This window comes from Paenibacillus sp. FSL K6-2393 (assembly GCF_038002545.1).
Lineage (GTDB): Bacteria > Bacillota > Bacilli > Paenibacillales > Paenibacillaceae > Paenibacillus.
Genome location: NZ_JBBOCU010000001.1, coordinates 5175863 through 5194098, shown reverse-complemented (window position 1 = coordinate 5194098; position 18236 = coordinate 5175863). Strand labels below are relative to the sequence as shown.

General features: G+C 43.1%; 28 protein-coding genes. All 28 read left to right on the top strand.

Annotation, left to right across the window (positions count from 1 at the left end; translation table 11 throughout):
• Positions 1 to 48 precede the first annotated feature (48 nt).
• The 28 genes from MHI14_RS22965 (at position 49) to MHI14_RS22830 (ending at position 18226) form a co-directional block, all read left to right on the top strand.
• Positions 49 to 327: a hypothetical protein gene (locus tag MHI14_RS22965; protein ID WP_341131281.1), complete on the top strand. Its 279-nt coding sequence runs from the start codon at positions 49 to 51 to the stop codon at positions 325 to 327.
• A 134-nt stretch (positions 328 to 461) separates the two neighbouring features.
• The gene (locus MHI14_RS22960) at positions 462 to 920 is read left to right on the top strand and encodes a hypothetical protein (protein WP_341131280.1); all 459 of its coding nucleotides are present in this window, start codon (positions 462 to 464) and stop codon (positions 918 to 920) included.
• Between the two features lie 33 nt (positions 921 to 953).
• The gene (locus MHI14_RS22955) at positions 954 to 1457 is read left to right on the top strand and encodes a DUF4188 domain-containing protein (protein WP_341131279.1); all 504 of its coding nucleotides are present in this window, start codon (positions 954 to 956) and stop codon (positions 1455 to 1457) included.
• A gap of 25 nt (positions 1458 to 1482) precedes the next feature.
• The gene (locus MHI14_RS22950; protein ID WP_341131278.1) at positions 1483 to 1983 is read left to right on the top strand and encodes a hypothetical protein; all 501 of its coding nucleotides are present in this window, start codon (positions 1483 to 1485) and stop codon (positions 1981 to 1983) included.
• 442 nt (positions 1984 to 2425) lie between these two features.
• Positions 2426 to 2818, top strand: coding sequence for a hypothetical protein (locus tag MHI14_RS22945; protein WP_341131277.1), 393 nt, complete (start codon positions 2426 to 2428; stop codon positions 2816 to 2818).
• Between the two features lie 5 nt (positions 2819 to 2823).
• The gene (locus tag MHI14_RS22940) at positions 2824 to 3168 is read left to right on the top strand and encodes a hypothetical protein (RefSeq protein WP_341131276.1); all 345 of its coding nucleotides are present in this window, start codon (positions 2824 to 2826) and stop codon (positions 3166 to 3168) included.
• 251 nt (positions 3169 to 3419) lie between these two features.
• On the top strand, positions 3420 to 4235 hold the full coding sequence (locus MHI14_RS22935; protein WP_341131275.1) for a class I SAM-dependent methyltransferase: 816 nt from the start codon (positions 3420 to 3422) through the stop codon (positions 4233 to 4235).
• A complete protein-coding gene (locus MHI14_RS22930) occupies positions 4165 to 4626 on the top strand; it encodes a hypothetical protein (RefSeq protein WP_341131274.1) in 462 nt (153 codons plus the stop codon). Before MHI14_RS22935 ends, MHI14_RS22930 begins: the two co-directional genes overlap by 71 nt.
• 62 nt (positions 4627 to 4688) lie before the next feature.
• Positions 4689 to 5528, top strand: a complete 840-nt coding sequence (locus MHI14_RS22925; protein WP_341131273.1) for a hypothetical protein — start codon at positions 4689 to 4691, stop codon at positions 5526 to 5528.
• A gap of 38 nt (positions 5529 to 5566) precedes the next feature.
• Positions 5567 to 5752, top strand: coding sequence for a hypothetical protein (locus tag MHI14_RS22920; RefSeq protein ID WP_076327133.1), 186 nt, complete (start codon positions 5567 to 5569; stop codon positions 5750 to 5752).
• Positions 5749 to 6240 (top strand): NUDIX hydrolase, encoded by a 492-nt coding sequence (locus MHI14_RS22915; RefSeq protein WP_341131272.1) that lies wholly within the window; start codon positions 5749 to 5751, stop codon positions 6238 to 6240. The genes MHI14_RS22920 and MHI14_RS22915 overlap by 4 nt, the downstream gene beginning before the upstream one ends.
• A 15-nt stretch (positions 6241 to 6255) precedes the next feature.
• The gene (locus MHI14_RS22910) at positions 6256 to 6825 is read left to right on the top strand and encodes a phosphoglycerate mutase family protein (protein WP_341131271.1); all 570 of its coding nucleotides are present in this window, start codon (positions 6256 to 6258) and stop codon (positions 6823 to 6825) included.
• 93 nt (positions 6826 to 6918) lie between these two features.
• Positions 6919 to 7434 carry a nucleoside deaminase gene (locus MHI14_RS22905; protein ID WP_091033118.1) on the top strand — a complete coding sequence of 172 codons (516 nt, stop codon included), beginning with the start codon at positions 6919 to 6921 and terminating at the stop codon, positions 7432 to 7434.
• A 26-nt stretch (positions 7435 to 7460) separates the two neighbouring features.
• Positions 7461 to 8003 carry a GNAT family N-acetyltransferase gene (locus MHI14_RS22900; RefSeq protein ID WP_341131270.1) on the top strand — a complete coding sequence of 181 codons (543 nt, stop codon included), beginning with the start codon at positions 7461 to 7463 and terminating at the stop codon, positions 8001 to 8003.
• Positions 8004 to 8023: 20 nt separating this feature from the next.
• Positions 8024 to 8689 (top strand): Type 1 glutamine amidotransferase-like domain-containing protein, encoded by a 666-nt coding sequence (locus MHI14_RS22895; RefSeq protein ID WP_341131269.1) that lies wholly within the window; start codon positions 8024 to 8026, stop codon positions 8687 to 8689.
• Complete coding sequence (locus MHI14_RS22890) at positions 8682 to 9575, top strand: PhzF family phenazine biosynthesis protein (protein WP_341131268.1); 894 nt, start codon at positions 8682 to 8684, stop codon at positions 9573 to 9575. The genes MHI14_RS22895 and MHI14_RS22890 overlap by 8 nt, the downstream gene beginning before the upstream one ends.
• 26 nt (positions 9576 to 9601) lie before the next feature.
• A complete protein-coding gene (locus MHI14_RS22885; protein ID WP_341131267.1) occupies positions 9602 to 10363 on the top strand; it encodes an aminoglycoside adenylyltransferase domain-containing protein in 762 nt (253 codons plus the stop codon).
• Between the two features lie 224 nt (positions 10364 to 10587).
• Positions 10588 to 11427, top strand: a complete 840-nt coding sequence (locus MHI14_RS22880) for a GNAT family N-acetyltransferase (protein ID WP_133384050.1) — start codon at positions 10588 to 10590, stop codon at positions 11425 to 11427.
• Between the two features lie 30 nt (positions 11428 to 11457).
• On the top strand, positions 11458 to 12048 hold the full coding sequence (locus MHI14_RS22875) for an HD domain-containing protein (protein ID WP_341131266.1): 591 nt from the start codon (positions 11458 to 11460) through the stop codon (positions 12046 to 12048).
• A gap of 46 nt (positions 12049 to 12094) precedes the next feature.
• Positions 12095 to 12547 carry an NUDIX hydrolase gene (locus MHI14_RS22870; protein WP_133384052.1) on the top strand — a complete coding sequence of 151 codons (453 nt, stop codon included), beginning with the start codon at positions 12095 to 12097 and terminating at the stop codon, positions 12545 to 12547.
• Between the two features lie 19 nt (positions 12548 to 12566).
• The gene (locus MHI14_RS22865) at positions 12567 to 12896 is read left to right on the top strand and encodes an HIT domain-containing protein (RefSeq protein WP_176872724.1); all 330 of its coding nucleotides are present in this window, start codon (positions 12567 to 12569) and stop codon (positions 12894 to 12896) included.
• A 178-nt stretch (positions 12897 to 13074) separates the two neighbouring features.
• The gene (locus MHI14_RS22860; protein WP_341131265.1) at positions 13075 to 13218 is read left to right on the top strand and encodes a hypothetical protein; all 144 of its coding nucleotides are present in this window, start codon (positions 13075 to 13077) and stop codon (positions 13216 to 13218) included.
• A gap of 108 nt (positions 13219 to 13326) precedes the next feature.
• Entirely contained in the window at positions 13327 to 14106 is a 780-nt protein-coding gene (locus MHI14_RS22855) for a hypothetical protein (RefSeq protein ID WP_133384053.1), read from the top strand.
• Between the two features lie 136 nt (positions 14107 to 14242).
• On the top strand, positions 14243 to 14923 hold the full coding sequence (locus MHI14_RS22850) for a zinc dependent phospholipase C family protein (RefSeq protein ID WP_341131264.1): 681 nt from the start codon (positions 14243 to 14245) through the stop codon (positions 14921 to 14923).
• A gap of 103 nt (positions 14924 to 15026) precedes the next feature.
• Complete coding sequence (locus MHI14_RS22845; RefSeq protein ID WP_341131263.1) at positions 15027 to 15449, top strand: hypothetical protein; 423 nt, start codon at positions 15027 to 15029, stop codon at positions 15447 to 15449.
• A gap of 27 nt (positions 15450 to 15476) precedes the next feature.
• Complete coding sequence (locus MHI14_RS22840; RefSeq protein WP_341131262.1) at positions 15477 to 16037, top strand: GNAT family N-acetyltransferase; 561 nt, start codon at positions 15477 to 15479, stop codon at positions 16035 to 16037.
• Positions 16038 to 16169: 132 nt separating this feature from the next.
• Complete coding sequence (locus MHI14_RS22835) at positions 16170 to 16667, top strand: PH domain-containing protein (RefSeq protein ID WP_047842183.1); 498 nt, start codon at positions 16170 to 16172, stop codon at positions 16665 to 16667.
• Entirely contained in the window at positions 16664 to 18226 is a 1563-nt protein-coding gene (locus MHI14_RS22830) for a PH domain-containing protein (protein ID WP_341131261.1), read from the top strand. The genes MHI14_RS22835 and MHI14_RS22830 overlap by 4 nt, the downstream gene beginning before the upstream one ends.
• Positions 18227 to 18236 lie beyond the last annotated feature (10 nt).

Below are 18236 nucleotides of genomic sequence, written 5' to 3'. Positions count from 1 at the left end.
GGAGGGATTTACCTGAAGGTATACAGGAAACAAGTCCGCAAAATTGTAGTGAATGATACACTTTTCCTGTACGTTGTGGATGAGCAAGCATACGATATCGTCATTCGGGTTTATTCGAATGCGCTTAAATCCACATATGTAGAGTTCGATGTTGCTTGGGAAGATACATGGGATATATTTGTCTATGAACCCAGACTGATATCCAACCTTATTCAATATGCTATAAAACAAGGGTGGGACTACCAACAGAAGAATAACAAAATGAAATTCAACAACGCGACCAGCATTGTAAGAGTTTTAATGGCTGAGAAACAAACAGGACCATAAGGGACTTGGACACAAATTAAAAGGACGTCTACTACTCCCAAATTCACCTAATTCTAAATTAGAAAGTATATGTAATGAAAGGTATGGTCTCCAGTTATTCTTGCATCAGAGAATCACATAAAGGAGGATTTAGGATGGCTATGGACATTGTTATGACGCTTGAACCGCATGGCTGGCTTGATATCCTGGTTAAACCCAATCAGGGAGAACAAATTGAGATCCCAGTTTCTTTTTTGTCGGATGCGGTTGATGAGATAGCACGTCAATTCGTTGCATTGCACAACGGAGCCACGGAGGTAACCATGACCATGCAGACCGAACCTGGAGAATATCGCTTCTGGATCAAGAAACGTTCACAGCTAATCGTTCAATTCATGGTGTATGAGATGAGTGATAATTTTAGTCCGAAAGCCGTTACAGAGGGGCCATTACTTATGTCCGAGGAATTAACCCTAGTCAAGTTGACCAAGCTGTTCTACAGAGAGCTAAGCAAATTGAAGGAAATGGGACTGGAGGAATATCACAAACGGTGGAGTTTTGATTTCCCCTTGGATGACTATGAGCGGTTAGGAAGGGTCGTCCAGATCCGATGAAATCGAATGTTTTTGACGAGAAGGAGGAGAGACATGCCGAATATATATAAGGGAAGATACTCAGCTCAGATTGAGGGAGAATTTGTTGTTTTTATCATCGGAATGAGGATCAATCGTCTGTGGGCTATACATAAATGGCTGCCTGTCTTAAAGTCCATGGGCCCGATGATTAAAGAACTTTATATGAATCCGGAGACCGGATTTCTGAGTACAGAGTATTTTATAAGCTGGCGTGGGGTGACGCTACTCCAATACTGGCGCTCTTACGATGAGTTGGAGAAATACGCACGGGGCGGATTACACTTGGAAGCTTGGAAAAGATTCAACCGATCCATTGGTACTGACGGAACAGTAGGAATTTATCATGAAACATACAAGGCTCAGTCAGGTTCCTTCGAGACCATATACGCTAACATGCCCACATTCGGATTAGCTAAAGCGTCTGAACATGTGCCTTCGACAGGGAAGATGGAGACAGCCAGACGCAGAATGGGCGGAGAGAATGACCCGGCAGTGAAAGCACCAGAGAATCCTTGAAGCGCTGAATAGAGAGGAGAATGTTATGAAGGCTAGAGTGCGAGCAGAAGATGTACATTCAAAGCAGCTTAGCTGGTTGTGTATTAAACCGATGCTTGTTTCTGTACGGGGCAGAGATATAGCGGCCAAAACAGAGATATACCGAAAGTTACATGAAGGGCAACAAGCCTTATTTCTGTTCTATTCCTATCACAATCACACGAAGAGTCTGGCAGAGTTTTATTGGTTTTCGGCATATAACATCATCGAGATCAAGAGTTGGAATGGAATTAAAAATGGGATGCACTTTTTTCATTTAGATGAAATGGTAACTGTACTGGACCAGATAGAAAGTCTGATCACGGACAAAAACAGAGTGGATGAAGTGTGGCGTGAGGTACTGCCAACGGATCTGGAGAAGGACCCGATCTTGCTCCAGAGAACAGAGGCATTATATGCTGCATATCAGACTGTGGCAAAAGTAGCTATTGCACACATGAATGAGATAATCCTGCAAGATCAGGAGATGTATCTGGAGATTGAGTAAGGTTATATGAATGCATAGGGGCTACTCATGAGTGAGTAGTCTTTTTATCATGTATGAGAACATTGGCTGCACATCATCGCTTTTTATTTTTATGCTAGAATGGATAGCAGGAAAAAAGCGGAAGAGTTAAATAACATTCTCAAGTAGGTAAGGAGAACAAGTATGAACGAGGAAGAACTGCTACAGTTATACGGATTGGAGCCTGATGACATCCATCGAGAGCCGATCCGAGAACTATTGAAACAAGAGATTGAGAACCGAAAGTCAGTCAGACTTTATTTTATCTGGAAAAAATGGACGGGGGGCAGGCCCATGAGGAGTTGCTTTACCTTAAACAGTGCGAGCCGTATGATTTTGTTGATTTTTCCAAAGCGGAATGGGTCTCAGACTATAAACAATATTACGGTGTTTGATATATGTGCACACTGGAAGGAGAGGTACTATGCCAAGTTTGCATGACAACACCATATTAAGCTACGAAGTCGATTTAGAGAACGAAAGGATAAGGATGTGTACTCGTTCGAGTCATGATGTGCCGAAAAATATGGATGTCTTATTCTCTGGTGTAATGGCCCATGCGTTTGATACACCGCTGCATGGCAGTATTATTTTGGATCTCGATGAGTGGGACATAGAGCATTTTATTCCTCATAATCGAGAGTTGTTAGAGTCGGGGAAGGGCTACGGTTGGCCTGTCAGTTATGTTTCCTATGAGGAATTACAAACTCGGCTAATAGAAGAGAAATACAAGTACATGGTGATCTCATCCTCCTATGGATTGAGTGGTTGGGTTTTGGCGAAGAACGTAGAGATTTCTCTTCAAGAAACGGGGTGAATGGGATGAAGCGTGAGCACAAGCATGGTAACAAGAGGGGCGCAGGATTACGAGCGGGCATTGTTGTACTTGTTGTTCTGCTCGTTATTCTAGTAATGACCAATCCAAACGAAGAAGATTTTGTTGCATGGCTTGCAAGTGAACATGACATCCATTTTTCGTATGATGTGAATGAAGGCAGGCCGTTTACGCAGACAATTGACGGTGAGGGAAAGAAGCTTCATTTTAAAGGTGGACATATACGTCATATGGGGATTTTTTCAACATATAGTTACCGTTTTGCGGATAATGAAGAAAAAGAGATTCAGATTGAAGCGGTCGGCATAATGAATATGTTATGGAATAGATAGCTAGATAGATTGTGGGCAGTTACAAAAGTTGGATGAAAGTTCTGCTGATATCCACGCGCTTTGCATGATGTAACACGTGCAGAGTAGCGTGTTTTTGGCTAGAAATGCGATATAAACAGAGATGGCTTACTTCGTTTATTCGCAAATCCCACATTATGGGTTATGATGTACCTTGAGAGAAAATTTTACATACATAGGAAGTCTTCTTCTTTTAAATTAAAAGCAAAGTCATAACCGGGATGGTGTTTTCCGTGGATGAATTGAAGAAACATTTGAGTACGCATCGGGCAGGGCAGGTATTGGACGTAGGCACGGGATCAGGTAGATTTATTCCTACTTTACTTGAACTATTCAGTGGTATCGAACAGATTACTGGAATGGATACGGATATGGATTCGTTACGTCAAGCAGAGGCTACGTATGCGGGCCATGGAAGGATTCAGTTTAAGCCGATGGATGCGAGTAACATGGGATTTGCAGATGGGACGTTTGATACGGTCTGTATTTCGAATGCATTGCATCATTTACCGCCAGGTGCACAGGTCCTGGAAGAAATGAAGCGAGTTGTGAAAAGAAACGGTCTGTTTCTCATGAATGAATTAGTCAGTGATGAGCCGAATGAAGCCCAGCTGACTCATATTTTATATCATCATTTCAGTGCCGATATAGATCAGCGTTTGGGAATATACCATCATCACACATACACGCGTCAGGAAGTCAGGGATATCGTTACTGCCAGTGGTATAAGTATACATTGGACATGCGAATACGACGAACCCAAGCCGGATGTTATGGCAGAACGAGATATACATTTGGTTACTAATGCCTGCAAACAGCATATGGAACGGGCCAAGGCGTTTGAAGATTATGCCGCTTTTGCAGAACAAGGTAATTCTATCATCGAACGTTTGAAAACAGTCGGAATTCAGCGCCCAACGCAGCTCATGATCGTGGGAGGTTTGGAAGATCAGACGAATGCTGATTGGAGGATGGAATATGAAGAAGTTAATGATAGTTTCATTATTATTTCTACTTCTGGTGGCCTGTCAGAACAAAGGAAACACTGAAGATGCACAGCAAGATGAAGAAATATCGACATCCCAAGAGAAGGAAGACATCCCACCAGAGTATCTCGATGAAACAAACTATACAGGGGACAAATTGGAAATCGTCAAACTTATGAATGCCCGTATGCGTTATTTAAACGAAGAGGATGAAAAGCGATATATGAATCTTTTTGATCCAAAATCTCCTATATCGGGCATGGGAAGATACAAAGTTCTCAAGGTTACTTCCATGAGCGACATAACTATACAGGAGCAAAGGAAGCTCTATCAGGCAGCGGTGACGGTTAATGAGTTAAAAGAGAACAACGAAGAGTATAGCAATACGATGGTGTTTTGGAAAAAGAAAGAAGATGGCGATTCTGCGCAATGGGTTATTGCAGATATTGATTAATAACATAGTGGCTGATAGATGGAAGATCCATATCATCACACAACATAAAGGATGATGTAATGATGACAAGGCAATTAATACTGATTGAAGGATTACCAGGTTCAGGCAAATCAACGGTTGCCCAAATGGTATCCGAAATTTTAAAGGGAAAAGGCAAGGAGGTACAACTATTTCAAGAAGGGAACCTGGATCACCCTGCTGATTACGAGGGCGTATCTTTTTATTATGCTGGAGACTTCGAAGCTTTATTGAAAACGCATGAAGATTACAGAGAGATTCTGGAAAGCAATGCGACTGCCCATGATCAAGGTTTCCTAATTCCCTACCGTAAGATGAAAGAACAATGGGGAATAGAGCTGCCCGATCACCTTCTACAGGATATTTTCAGCCGAGATATTTACGAAATTCCTTTTGAACAAAATGTTAAACTGATCACCGAGAAGTGGCAAGATTTCGCCCAAAACGTGTTAAACGCGAATGATGATTGCATCACGATATTTGAGTGTTGTTTTATCCAGAATCCACTAACCATGGGTCTCGTAAAATGCAATCAATCCAAAGAGCAGAACGTGCAGTATGTATTGGAACTGGGTCGTATCATTCATGCTCTGAATCCCCTTCTCATCTATATCGACCAGAAGGATATATCCTATACCTTTGATAAGGCAGTTAGTGAAAGACCAAAAGAATGGTCAGAGGGATTCATTAATTATTATACGAACCAGGGTTTGGGGCAGGCACAGGGTTATCAGGGTGTTAAAGGTACGGTACAGGTTTTGCAGGAAAGAAAGAAGCTGGAGTCCGAAATCTATGGGTTACTTCAGATGGATAAGGTATGGCTGGATAATTCGGATTATGACCGCGAGGCTTGTAGGCACAAGCTAGAAAAGATTCTGGACTAACCTTAATGAAATACGAATACATACCGGAGGACAGTTTGATGACATTTTATGAAGTAGCCTTAATTGCAACAACCGCAATCTTAATTATTATAGGTGTTCGAAGCAAACGGAAAGTAATTCTTAGATGGGGCATAGCCAGTTTAATTTTATTGCTCGTACTCATTATTCCCTCATTCATCATGGGATTCATGGACGGATTTGCTGATGGATGGTCAGCGAGATGACCACTGCAGATAACAATAATATATCGTATGAACAAAATAACAACAAATTCAACTTCCGTGTGGCAGGTATTGTTATGGATGCGGAAAGAGTTCTTTTGCATACGACTGAACAGGATGATTTCTGGAATCTGCCCGGAGGGCGGGTGGAATTGAACGAAACAACAGAAGCGGCTATTGTGCGAGAGATGATGGAGGAACTGGGTGTTCATGTAGAAGCGCAAAGGCTCGCATATGTTAGTGAAGATTTCTTTGAATATGATGGCCTGAAGTATCATGAAGTTGGTTTTTATTATGTCATCACATTGCCGGAAGCCCATAAGCTTTATAGTGAAATAGAATTCAACGGTCTAGAGGATAACGGTAAGTTAATCTTCCGATGGTTTTCCTTGGACGAACTGGAGCAGATGGAAGTGTATCCTGTGTTTTTGAAAAAGGAACTGACTACTCTCCTTGATGCAAAAGGTATCAAACACTTCATTCAGAAATAGAGGAATAGAGGTCTTATGGACATTACATTTATTCGTCATGGTCATGGCGAACACTTGAAAGACTATCCTAATCAATTAAATTGTCTGCATCCTGGCCTCACTGAATTGGGAAAAAGTCAGGTCATAGCGTTGCGAAAACAAGTGGTTTTTGCACCTGAAGACGTCATTTTGGTCAGTCCAACAAAACGTACTATTGAAACAGCACAACTTCTGATCCCTAACAAAAATCTTGTGTTCTTAAGCCCGCTGGTTGGCCCAAGAATGTTTCCTCAGAATCCAGAGTTTGTACCTTTCGTCTGCGATCAGACCTACTCCAAGGAAGAACTCAGCCATCAGTATACTGACTTAAGAATGGTTGAGTTGGGATTGGATTGTTGGGAAGAGAGTATTAATCAGATGGATGCACGTCGATTCAAGATATTAGCTGAGCAGCTTCTTGAATGGTGCAGGCAACAGAGCGGCAATACGTTTATCATTTCCCATGATGGTACGATATCGAACTACAGGATGGTACTCGGAGAAGAAGGGGTAACCAAAAGTGATTTTCTTGGTGAAGCAGGGCAGTACACGATCAAGAACTTTTAACTTTTAAAGGAGATCCCGACAATCTCTTTTACTACAGATTAGACAAGGAATCTGCTTTATAAGCGACTATAACTGCACTTAGGGGGATTTTCAATGAAGTTATCCGATTATGAGTATCTAACTTTGGCTCTGGAAGAAGCAGAACAATCATTTACTGAAGGAACGTATCCGATTGGTGCGATAATCGTGGATGTGGATGGGATTGTCGTGAGTAAAGGCCGGAACCGAGTCTTCTCGGATTGCGACCCCACCGCACATGCTGAGGTGGATGCCATTCGTCGGGCAGGAAAACATTTGCTGGATGTAGAGAAGAAGAAATTCTCGAAGAAGAAAGACTTGACGCTTTATACTACCTGTGAGCCTTGTCCCATGTGTTCGTGCACCATATTAATGTCGGGGATTAAGAAGATTGTATGGGCAGCAGATGATGAAGAATATGGCGGGCTTCGACGTTTCAAGGAAGGGCCTCATTTTATCCATATGTTCGACACGTTATCCTGTGTTGCAGCACCATACCTTGATCTGGAAAATAAACAGAGAGCATTGCTCGCCAAATGGAATATTGGTAGAGGATTGCTTAATACAGAGTGGGAGATTCCCAAACAATGATCCTAACCCAAAGGGGATGAATCCACATGGAATTTGTGGGAGAGAAGGTCAGAGTAACAACAGTCAAAGAGCAGGATCTCGACTTCATATGTCAACTTGAATGTGACGCAAATATATGGAGCTTTGAGGAAACTGTTGAAACGGATGAGGAAAAGGTCCGTGAGAAATATCGAAGTCATTTTGCTGTCGCAGATGATAAACCGTATGCCTATGATTTCGTTATACGCCGCTTGAATGATCCAGAAGATACACCCATTGGTATCGTTCAGATGTGGAGTTATGTGGATTACCGAAAAAGCTGGGAACTTGGATTCGCCGTACTTTCGTGTTATGCAGGTAGAGGATACGGGAGTGAAGCTACCCGACTTTTGTTACAATTTGCGTTTCAAGAGTTACAAGCTCATAAGGTCGTCGGCATGTGCAATTCACAAAACGTTCGCTCAGCCGCACTGATGCAGCATGTGGGAATGACACGCGAGGCCGTTTTCCAGGAAGAACTATGGTGGAACAATCAGTGGACAGACCAGTATTTTTTCTCGATTTTGGATAGAGAGTTTAAGCCAGTCTAATAGGTACGGGAGGAAATCAGATGACTACGTTGGTTCTGCTAAGTGATTTGGTATTCGAATCTAACGATAAATTGGATCAGAGAATACGAAGCTTATTTAACAGTGAACAGCCTTCCATCGGATATATCCCTTCGTGCTCCGACCCGGAGCGGAAATATTTTGAACACACTAGACGTTACTATAATCAAATAGGAATAGATAACATTCAATATTTCGATCTTGATCTGGAGTACGAGGAGAGAACATTTGGCTCTATTTTTGAATGTGATGCGATTCATCTATCCGGAGGGAATACGTTTTATTTTCTAAGTTTATTAAAGAAGAGAAATATGGTTGGTTTGCTGCGTTCTTATGTGAAGAGTGGCGGCATTCTGATTGGGGTCAGCGCAGGCAGTATTCTGACTACACCTACGATAGAGATAGCAGGGTATGGGGAAGATGCAGATGAAAATGAAGTGGGTTTGAATGATATGAAAGCGCTGGGGCTCGTTGATTTTGAGTTTGCACCGCACTGGGATGGTTCGGAAGACGCCCTGAATTCATTAAGAGAGTATACCCGTGTTAATCGTACGGCGGTTTATGTGTGCCAAGATGGTGGCGGGCTTGTAATTGATGGTGAAAGCGTAGAGTTATATGGAAATGTGAGTCTCGTAGATTACAGAGAGAGTGGGTCTGTTGATGAGTAATATTACGGTCTATCATTATGACGCTTTCTCCACAGTTCCCGGCCAAGGGAACCCTGCAGGAGTGGTTTTTGATGCGGATCATTTCAGTGAGACGGCGATGCAGCAGATCGCTTATCAAGTTGGTTTTAATGAGACGGTATTTGTGTTGAACTCTGAAGTAGCTGACGTCCGATTACGTTATTTTACACCTGGCCATGAGATTAATCTGTGTGGTCATGCCACAATGGCATCACTGTATGGTTTGAAGACACGCGGTATGTTAAGTGACAAAGAGTTGATCACGATTGAAACCAATGTAGGTATATTACCGATACGATTTGAGCGCAATGCCGACACCATTTACATGGAAATGAAACAGGATCAGCCGCAGTTTATACCTTTCCAGGGGGATATGGAGAAGCTGGTAAGCGCCATAAACCTAACTCTGGATGATGTCGACCTTTCTACGCCAGTCGTTTATGGGAGTACGGGAACCTGGACGTTATTAATCCCGATTCGTGAATTAAACTCTTTTATGAAAATGAAACCGGATTCTTCCCTGTTCCCAGGAATTCTAATTGAGAACCCCAAAGCTTCCCTGCATCCCTTTTGTTTCGAAACTCGTGATTCCGATGCGATGATGCATGCCAGACATTTTTCATCACCTTACTCAGGTACTACGGAAGATCCAGTGACTGGAACAGCCTCCGGGGTGATGGGTGCTTATTATTTAACTTATGTGAAACCGGAGATCGATGAGGTACAGTTTGTGATAGAACAAGGGCATGAGATTGGTAGAGATGGAAAGGTTCAAGTGAGTGTGATTCGGGATGGTGAGGATATGGATGTCAGAATGAAGGGGACGGCTGTTTTTGTGCGTGAACTAAACGTTGAATTGGACACCTGAACATATACATAAAGGAGTTGCTCTTGTTGAATGAAAAAACTGTTTTAGATAGCGTTACTCATGTTTTGAAAGAAGAATTAACGGATGCCTTGGTGGGGATATATCTACACGGTTCTATGGCCATGGGATGCTTTCATCCAAATCAGAGTGATATCGATATTTTGGTCGTTAGCCGGGAAAAGCGATCTGCCGACACCTATCGAAGGATTGCACAAAAGCTAATGCATATTGAAGATGAGATGCACATTACGAAAGGTTTTGAACTCAGTGTTGTACTGGAAACTGCGATTGTTGCCATGGCATACCCTACTCCTTTCGAATTTCATTACTCTGCTTATCACCGGGAGAAATATCGAACGGATGAGCAATATCTCTGTGGCGGATATGAAGATCCGGATCTGGTAGCACATATGGCGGTCATCTATGATCGAGGTATTGTGCTGGAAGGTAAACCTATTAAGGATCTGTTCCAACCGGAAAATCGTGAACATATGATTGCCTCAATCACATCGGACGCGAGTTCAGCAATTGAAGAAATTGTGGAAAACCCGGTCTACTATGTATTGAGTCTGTCTCGGGTTCTTTTGTATGTGAAAGATTCAGTCATTCACTCCAAGCGAGAAGCAGGAGAATGGGCACTTACAAACCTTCCCTCTAAATACAAGGAGGTCATCTCACAATGCCTTGCAAAGTACAATGGTGATCTGGAGAATGTGAATTTGAGTGAAGCCTTACTTCTGGAGTATGCGGAATATATGTTGAATCAGATCCACGTGAAGGGAAATTAACATGTTGCAAATTTTTGATATTCGGCAGAAGCCGGACGTGCTGCAAGAGGCAGTACAGTATTTCTGGAAACAATGGGGCTCGGAATCAAGCTTCCACATAACTGGGCCTATATCGGCAAAGGATATCTGCTTGATGATGAAGAGACGAGAATCTATGAATATACGATTTAATAGAGGTTACACACGCTTTAGGGCTTTGTTTTGAATTCGGGAGGAATGAACCTATGATTACCGAGATTAATAAACATGATTTCCACAAAGTAAAACATCTCACGGACTCATGTCAAAATATTGAAGTCAAAGCGGTGGCGTATGGCTTGAACCCGGGACGGATCTATGTAGATGATGCAGAGAATATCACAGCAGCTCTAATTTGGATACATGGACAATCTGGTTTTCAGTTGATCGGAGATTCTCGAAGTGAACCCTTTCTGAATGAATTGAAAGAGTACATGCGGGAACGTATTGAACCTGAATTATTAAACTTACATATTCATGCTGTTGAAATTGGTGTGATGGACGAAGCCTGGGAAGATGTTCTTCGGCACATCTCCGGGAAAAGAGATATCCCCAGTGATATTCAGCATGTATTCAAGTTGAATCCAAATCTGATAAGTCAGCAAGCACCTCTCGACATATGTGATTCACAGGACGAGAAAGTCAGAATTCTCAGGATAGATGAAGTACTATTAGGAGAGAAAAGATATAACAATTCTCCTTTTCTGATGGATAAAATCTCTCACTTCTGGACGACAATAGATGATTTTTTGCAACATGGCTTTGGCTATATTGCAGTGCATAATGATGATATCGCGAGTGTTTGCCTTTCTGCATTTATCGCAGATCAGACACATGCGGTTGATATTGAAACGGTTGAAGTCTACAGAAGAAGAAATTATGGTGCGATGGTGGCAAAAGCTTTTGTAGAAGAATGCGGTCGTGTAGGCATACATCCGTATTGGGATTGTTCACCGGATAATGCTGGCTCAATTCGTCTGGCACAGGGTGTGGGCATGTCACTGGATTTTAACTATAGAGTTTACTGGTATGATCTATCCACGTAGACGGGTATCGGATATGAAGGAGGATGTGCTGTGAGCGAATCATTACAGGATCAGATTCAATTTCTCATTGAAATTGATAAACTCAAAACGATTGAACGAAAGACGAGAATTATGCATGGTGAGAGACTTGAAAATGATGCAGAGCATTCTTGGCATCTGGCGATGATGGCTTTGGTTTTACAGAGTCATGCCAACAAGGATGTGGATATTCTTAAAGTCATTAAGATGCTTCTCGTTCATGATCTGGTTGAGATCGATGCGGGAGATACTTTTGCCTACGATACGGTGGGGAATACGGATAAATATGATCGTGAACTCCAGGCGGCTCATCGGCTGTTTGGTATGTTGCCCCAGGAACAGACTGAAGAATTACTCCAGTTATGGTTAGAGTTTGAAGCCAAGCAGACGCCTGAAGCACAATTTGCCTCATCTCTCGATCGGCTGCAGCCTCTTATCCACAATCATCAGAATGAGGGAGATACGTGGCAGAAATATTACATTACAAGTGAACAGGTGTTAAACAGAAACCGTGAGATTGTAAACGGTTCCGAAACATTGTGGGAGTATGCGCAGCAGCTTATTCAGAAATCCGTGGATCAGGGAATCTTGACCAAATCATAAGGATGCGTTTTCACGTATGCACTTTGAAGATGGGGGAGAAGCATGGATGGGATATATCATGGAGCTAAGAAAACTGGTGGGTTCGCGTCCTCTAATTATGGCGGGCTCATGTGTACTCGTGTTCAATGAGGAAGGTCACCTGCTGCTACAAAAACGTACAGATAGCTTGGATTGGGGGACACTTGGGGGATCCATGGAACCCGGGGAGTCTTTGGAGGAAACAGCTGCGCGGGAATTGTATGAAGAGGCCGGACTGAGAGCGGAATCGTTCAAACTCATTAGCATTTTTTCAGGTGAGGACATGTACTATCAGTATCCACATGGTGATGAAGTTTACAACGTCATGGCTGTTTATGAAGCTGCAGGCATCAAGGGCAGCCCAACCATTATGGATGATGAAGGTCTGGAACTCCGATATTTTAATCTGAATCAGCCGATCCCTGAGATCAATCCGTTTACGGAATATGTGTTGAAGAAGGCAGGATATATCAGAACTTAATAGTAAGAGGGGGGATATTATGACACAGGACTTCTATTGTGATGAGGTGCTGAGTGGTAAAACGCAAGTCAAAGTTGTCATGGAAACAAATAACGTTATGGCTTATCATCACACTCGGCCATACTACAAGCATCACATTGTTGTAATTCCCAAGATTCATATTCAGTCCTTCATTTCAGAAGAGGAAGAGAATAATGATGAGCTGCTCTTAGAAATGATGCAGGTCATTAAAAAAGTAGCTGCTGACTTGTTAGCTCAGACAGGCTCATCGAAGATTGTAACTAACTTGGGCAGTTATCAAGACTCGAAGCATCAGCATTGGCATATAGTCAGTGGTGAACGAACTTAGAAAACTGTATACCGGATTAACAAACTTCCACCGTTCACTTACGGATGTGGAAGTTTTTTTCGTTTTGAATCAATAAGTACACCGAATGACTTTTACATCCACCATAAAAGTTAACTGAGGAAAAATATGCTAGAATAGGGAGTGGTGGTTTAATAGATTCATAGGAGGAATAACAATTATGATTACTATATTTCTAATGTTGATTAATGTGCTGTTATACGGACTGGGTGTGTATGCACTGATCCTGTTTATTAAGCTTGCCCGGCGTGTGATTCAGGCACTGGATATCTACCTGTATGAGAAACGCGGAGAGCGGTTCTAACGTTCACCATTTCACACTCGAACAGAATTATCATTTTTCTCTCAGTGTTTTATCTTTCCTAATCTAGTATGATTAACGCATCAATCCAGTAAAGAGAGGGTTAATGACATGGATGCTTTTTTAGAGCAAATTAACGAGTTAAACGAGCTTCAGAAGGACTTGGTTAGCCTACATCCTTTGTTTGCAGAACATTATCCAGTCGTTGTAGCCTATGAAGCTTTATTATATATCTATGATTATTCGTCCAAAACGCAGCAATATGAGTGGGTGAAGACGGTTCCGGACGATTTATATATTCCAGATGAATGCCTTGCCGCTATGCCGGTGCACCATATGGACGGACGAATGTGTGCGATTGTAACGGATACAGCGTTCAAAGATCTGGAGCAGAAAGTTTATCTGTTCCACGAATATGTTCATTGTTATGTATATGAGAAATATGATGAGCGGATCGTGAACCGTCTTCAGATTAAACATAAAATGGACCAACTGAAGCGTGTGACATGGGAACTGGATTATGAGTTTCCGTATGAAGATGAAATCGTTATGGAGCGGATTAACTCATTGTTGTCTGCTTTGAAGAGTAAAGACCTGACACTAGTACACACAGCTAGAAAGGCGTTGTTTAGCTCATTAAATGAAGAACAAGCCGAGTACTGGAGCTGGTTGGAGTGGAACGAGGGTTACGCGCGTTATATTGAGAATCTGATTCGGGCAAAATTCGGGCAGGAGAGCAATCATTTTGGAGATACAGCTCCGTTTAATCGTCTAGTATTCTATGAGTGTGGGTCGGAATATATTAGTCTGCTTGTGAAGGAGCACCCGGAGTACCATACGGATCTGGAGCAGCTGTTTGACCGCATGCAAGTGGAGAGAATTCAGGGTTAATCACGCATCTACGGTGAAAAAAAGGTGGAACATCGAAGTCTCACTATTCCAGTGATCTGTACGTTGCACTAGTAGGTTATATCGTTTCTTTTCCTAAGTATAGTAGAATACTTCCCGATAAAAGGAGATTAACTCTATGCCGTTACCTATGGTTCATCTCAATATTGCTAATCTGATTGCAGACTCGCTGCAAATGCAGGCCGCACAAGGTTCATTCTATCTGGGGAACATCGCCCCGGATTCTATACATATGCGTGAAGGTACAACCAGAGAGGATAAGGAATACACCCATTTTAACCCGAAAGATGATGGAGATTACGTTGGTGAACTGAAGGAACTCTATTCATTCTATATGCAACAACATACCGATGAAGGGTGGAAGTGGTTTGTTCGTGGGTACTTTATGCATGTGATGACAGACTATTACTGGTTCCGGAGTGTGCATCCTGAATTCGTCGAACGGGTCAACAAGGTAGATCAATATACAGGAAGTAGCAGATCGAAGGATGAACTAGCGCGTTTATATTACCAGGAGACGGACCAGATCGATTTTAATCTCTATCAAGGTTCAAGTTGGAGCGAAGAGGTATGGCAGGTGCTCAACAGTTCACCGGGTTATGACATGACGGATCGTTTAACTGCGGATGAGATTGTACGCTGGCGGGACCACACGTTTTCTTTTCTTAATGGGGAAGAACCGGGAATTACTCCTGAGTTCATCACGGGTGAGAGAGTTCAGGTATTTGTGGAAGAGACCGTAGAGCGACTGATCGCTATGTTGTCTTCATGGGACCCGGAGTTACGTAACTTGATATGAATATAGATAGTTAGTGAAATTGAGTCATTTCATTATATACTGTATTTAGTACTTCTCTACTCATTACTAGTTTATTTAATACTAAGTCAGGGAGGCACGCAGTATGGTGAGATATGTAGGAGTGTTGCTCGTTTTTGTCATTGCCACGTTCATTGCAGGGTGCAGTAAACCAAATGAATCGAACGCGGAAGAGGGACTTCCTCTGTTGATCACCTTAACCTGTAATCCAGACCTCACTTTGGAACCATGCCAAGATGTTGAGTTTGATCGATCTGATGAGATACGGATCATGATGGAGGCCATACATAAGGCTGAGCGTTTGCCCGGCATTCTCGATTATGGTACACAGTACGACATGAGCATAACAAATGCGGACAGCTCGATAACACGGTATGATTTTTCATTAGGAATGGATCCCAAGATGCAAGGCCTGTTAGTCAACCAGGAAGAAACGCATACTGGATATAGCATTCCTCTTGAGGATTCGAATCAACTAAGAAGACTGATTCAGAGACGTACAGATTAAGAAGGTATATGGAACGGAGAAGAACCTGTGGATGACAAAATTACCATTGAACCTTTGACGCAATCAGATGCAGATGGAGCGTATCAGGTGTTCGAGACAACCATTCCCGCAGCATTTGATCAGGAGGGAATAGGCTCGCTTCTGGATGATATTCAAGGTGAAATAACACAGAAAAAAGCGATGATTCACAAGGCATTGCAAGCAAAGGACAACATCAAAGCAAGTGTGTTTTTCCTCGTCGCCAAAATGGGAGATGTTATTGTAGGCACAATCTCGTATGGACCTTGTGGTGAGGAGATTCGAGAATGTACAGAGGGCCGGCTGAATGATATCGGAGAACTGGGTAGCCTGTATGTGTTGCCCGAGGTTCAAGGACAGGGGGGTGGTTCGGCGCTCATTCTTGCACTGGTTACTGAACTGCAACGGCTGGGAATCCAGCAATTCTGCCTGGATAGCGGTTACCAGATCGCACAGAAGAAGTGGCAACGCAAATTCGGTGAACCCTATGTCGTGGCAAAGAACTACTGGGGCGAAGGAACAGATCATATGGTTTGGCTGTGTGAAGTACAGGATTTTATACTAAAATGAAACGTACAAAAGAGATGACGACCTGTATTATATAGGGGTCATCTCTTTATCTTTTTGCATCGATCGTGAACGATTGTTCGTACAGTGTACCATGTGTGTTTTTATGTACCCGAGGAAAAAAGGAGTGAACATATGTCAATCCAGTGGAATACACCCGAGCAACGGCTGTCCCCTCATGCGGTAAACTTGTGGAGAATTAGCGCCATCATATGGAATGTGATAGGCTTTCTAATTCTTGCCGTACTGTTAATACTCGACTCCATCTATGGATGGAAGACGTGGATTGGTTGGATTTTGTGGGGCGTCACGGCCATATCTGTGCTATATGCGGTGTGGGATATTTTCATCCAGCCGTCATGGTTATACAAGCATTGGTACTATGATGTGAATGAGGAGTTCCTGCAATTGAAGCGTGGGGCGCTAACCAAGGTACACCAGATCATCCCCATGGCGAAAGTGCAATCGGTTACAACCAATCAGGGACCTTTGATGCGAAAATATGGACTCTATTCCGTATCGGTTGGCACGATGGGTTCATCACATGAAATCCCGGCATTGCCAGAGGAAGTCGCGCTTGCACTTCGTCATCAGATTGCGTCCTATGCGCGGATTAACGAGGTGGATGAATGATCGATATGAAGCGACATCATCCATTAACCATGCTGTGGAGTCTATGGAAACTGGTGAAGAATTCGTTCGCGATCATCCTGTTTTTGTTTGTCTTCCGTCAGGGCTCAGAGTCCCAATGGCTCTTCTATGGAAGAATCGCCTTTTATGCAGGGATTTCCATCGGCATCGTGTCGATCATCTGGAAGTGGTTCACTTCTCGTTATACAGCAGACGATAAGGCCTTTCACATCTACAGTGGTGTGTTCAACCGTACTCGAAGAACGATACCGTATACCAAGGTCCAGAACGTGAACCGACATACGACGCTGTTTCATCGGTTGTTCCGCGTGACGTCGATTCGATTCGAGACCGGAATCAAGGGAGAAGATGCTACCTTCCAGTTACACGTTGTTTCACTTTCCGAAGCGGAGCAGTTGGAGAAGATTGTAGCGGGTTATCTGGCAGAAGATGCAGAAACAGTAGGAGCAACAGAGGAACGTGATACGTTGGATGCAGTTCAGGATATGGAAGAGGGAGAGACGCAATCCGCCCCTGTTATAACTGATGAAGCCATGTCTCTACCTGCAAAAGAAAAACAGGAACGGATTGTTCATTATCATTCCACCCGCAAGGACATATTCAAAGCATCCTTTACCTCGCTCAGCTTTCTCGTACTGATTCCGGTCCTGGCTACGCTCTATTCCTGGGTGAAGGACTTCTTCCCTGATGAAGAAGTAACGGAAAGTTTGTTATTAACCTGGCTTGATTCCTGGTTGATTGCCAGTTTGATGATTTTGGTTTTATTGATCATATCTATTGCTCTGGGCATAGTCAGAACCTTCGTAAAGTATGGCAATTTCCAGATCACCTCGGATGCCAAGCGGATCTATATCTCGAAGGGCATGATGGAGCAAACGTCATTTTCAATCCTGAAAGAACGAGTCCAGGCCGTCAAAATTACACAGTCACCGATGAAAAGGCTGCTTGGACTGGCGGAAGTAGAACTAACCACTGCGGGTAGTCTGGGGGAGTCCGAGCAGGAGGTCAACTCACTATATCCTTTCCTGCCTGTGAAGCAAGCATATACCCTGATTGAGGAGATTCTACCATCCTATCGGGTTACGCAGGAGATGGAAAAACTTCCACGAATATCGCTATGGCTGCGCCTGCTCAAACCAAGTTGGGGGTGGATCATGATCACGGGTTTATTGTGGTATTTCAGACCATTGGTGTTTGGGCAGAAACATGCCTGGTGGATGATTTCTGCGATTCTCCTCGTATGGATTGCAACATGCAGAGTGATGGACTTTTTCCATACCCGATACATTCTGCATCAGAATTTCATTCAACTTCGAACCGGTGCGCTCACTTCAACACTCTTCATCTCCAAACGTGAGAAAGTCATCGAAGTGCAGATCACCCGTAATGTGTTACAGCGTTGGTTCGGTGTGGCTTCCATTCATACGGTAAACCGTGCCAAACCTGTTCTGCATCATCAGGCACATGACATTCCCCTGAATACGGCGGAATCATTTCAATCATGGTACATGGGACGTACCCAAGATGTTCAGACCCGTTAACGCAAGAGCA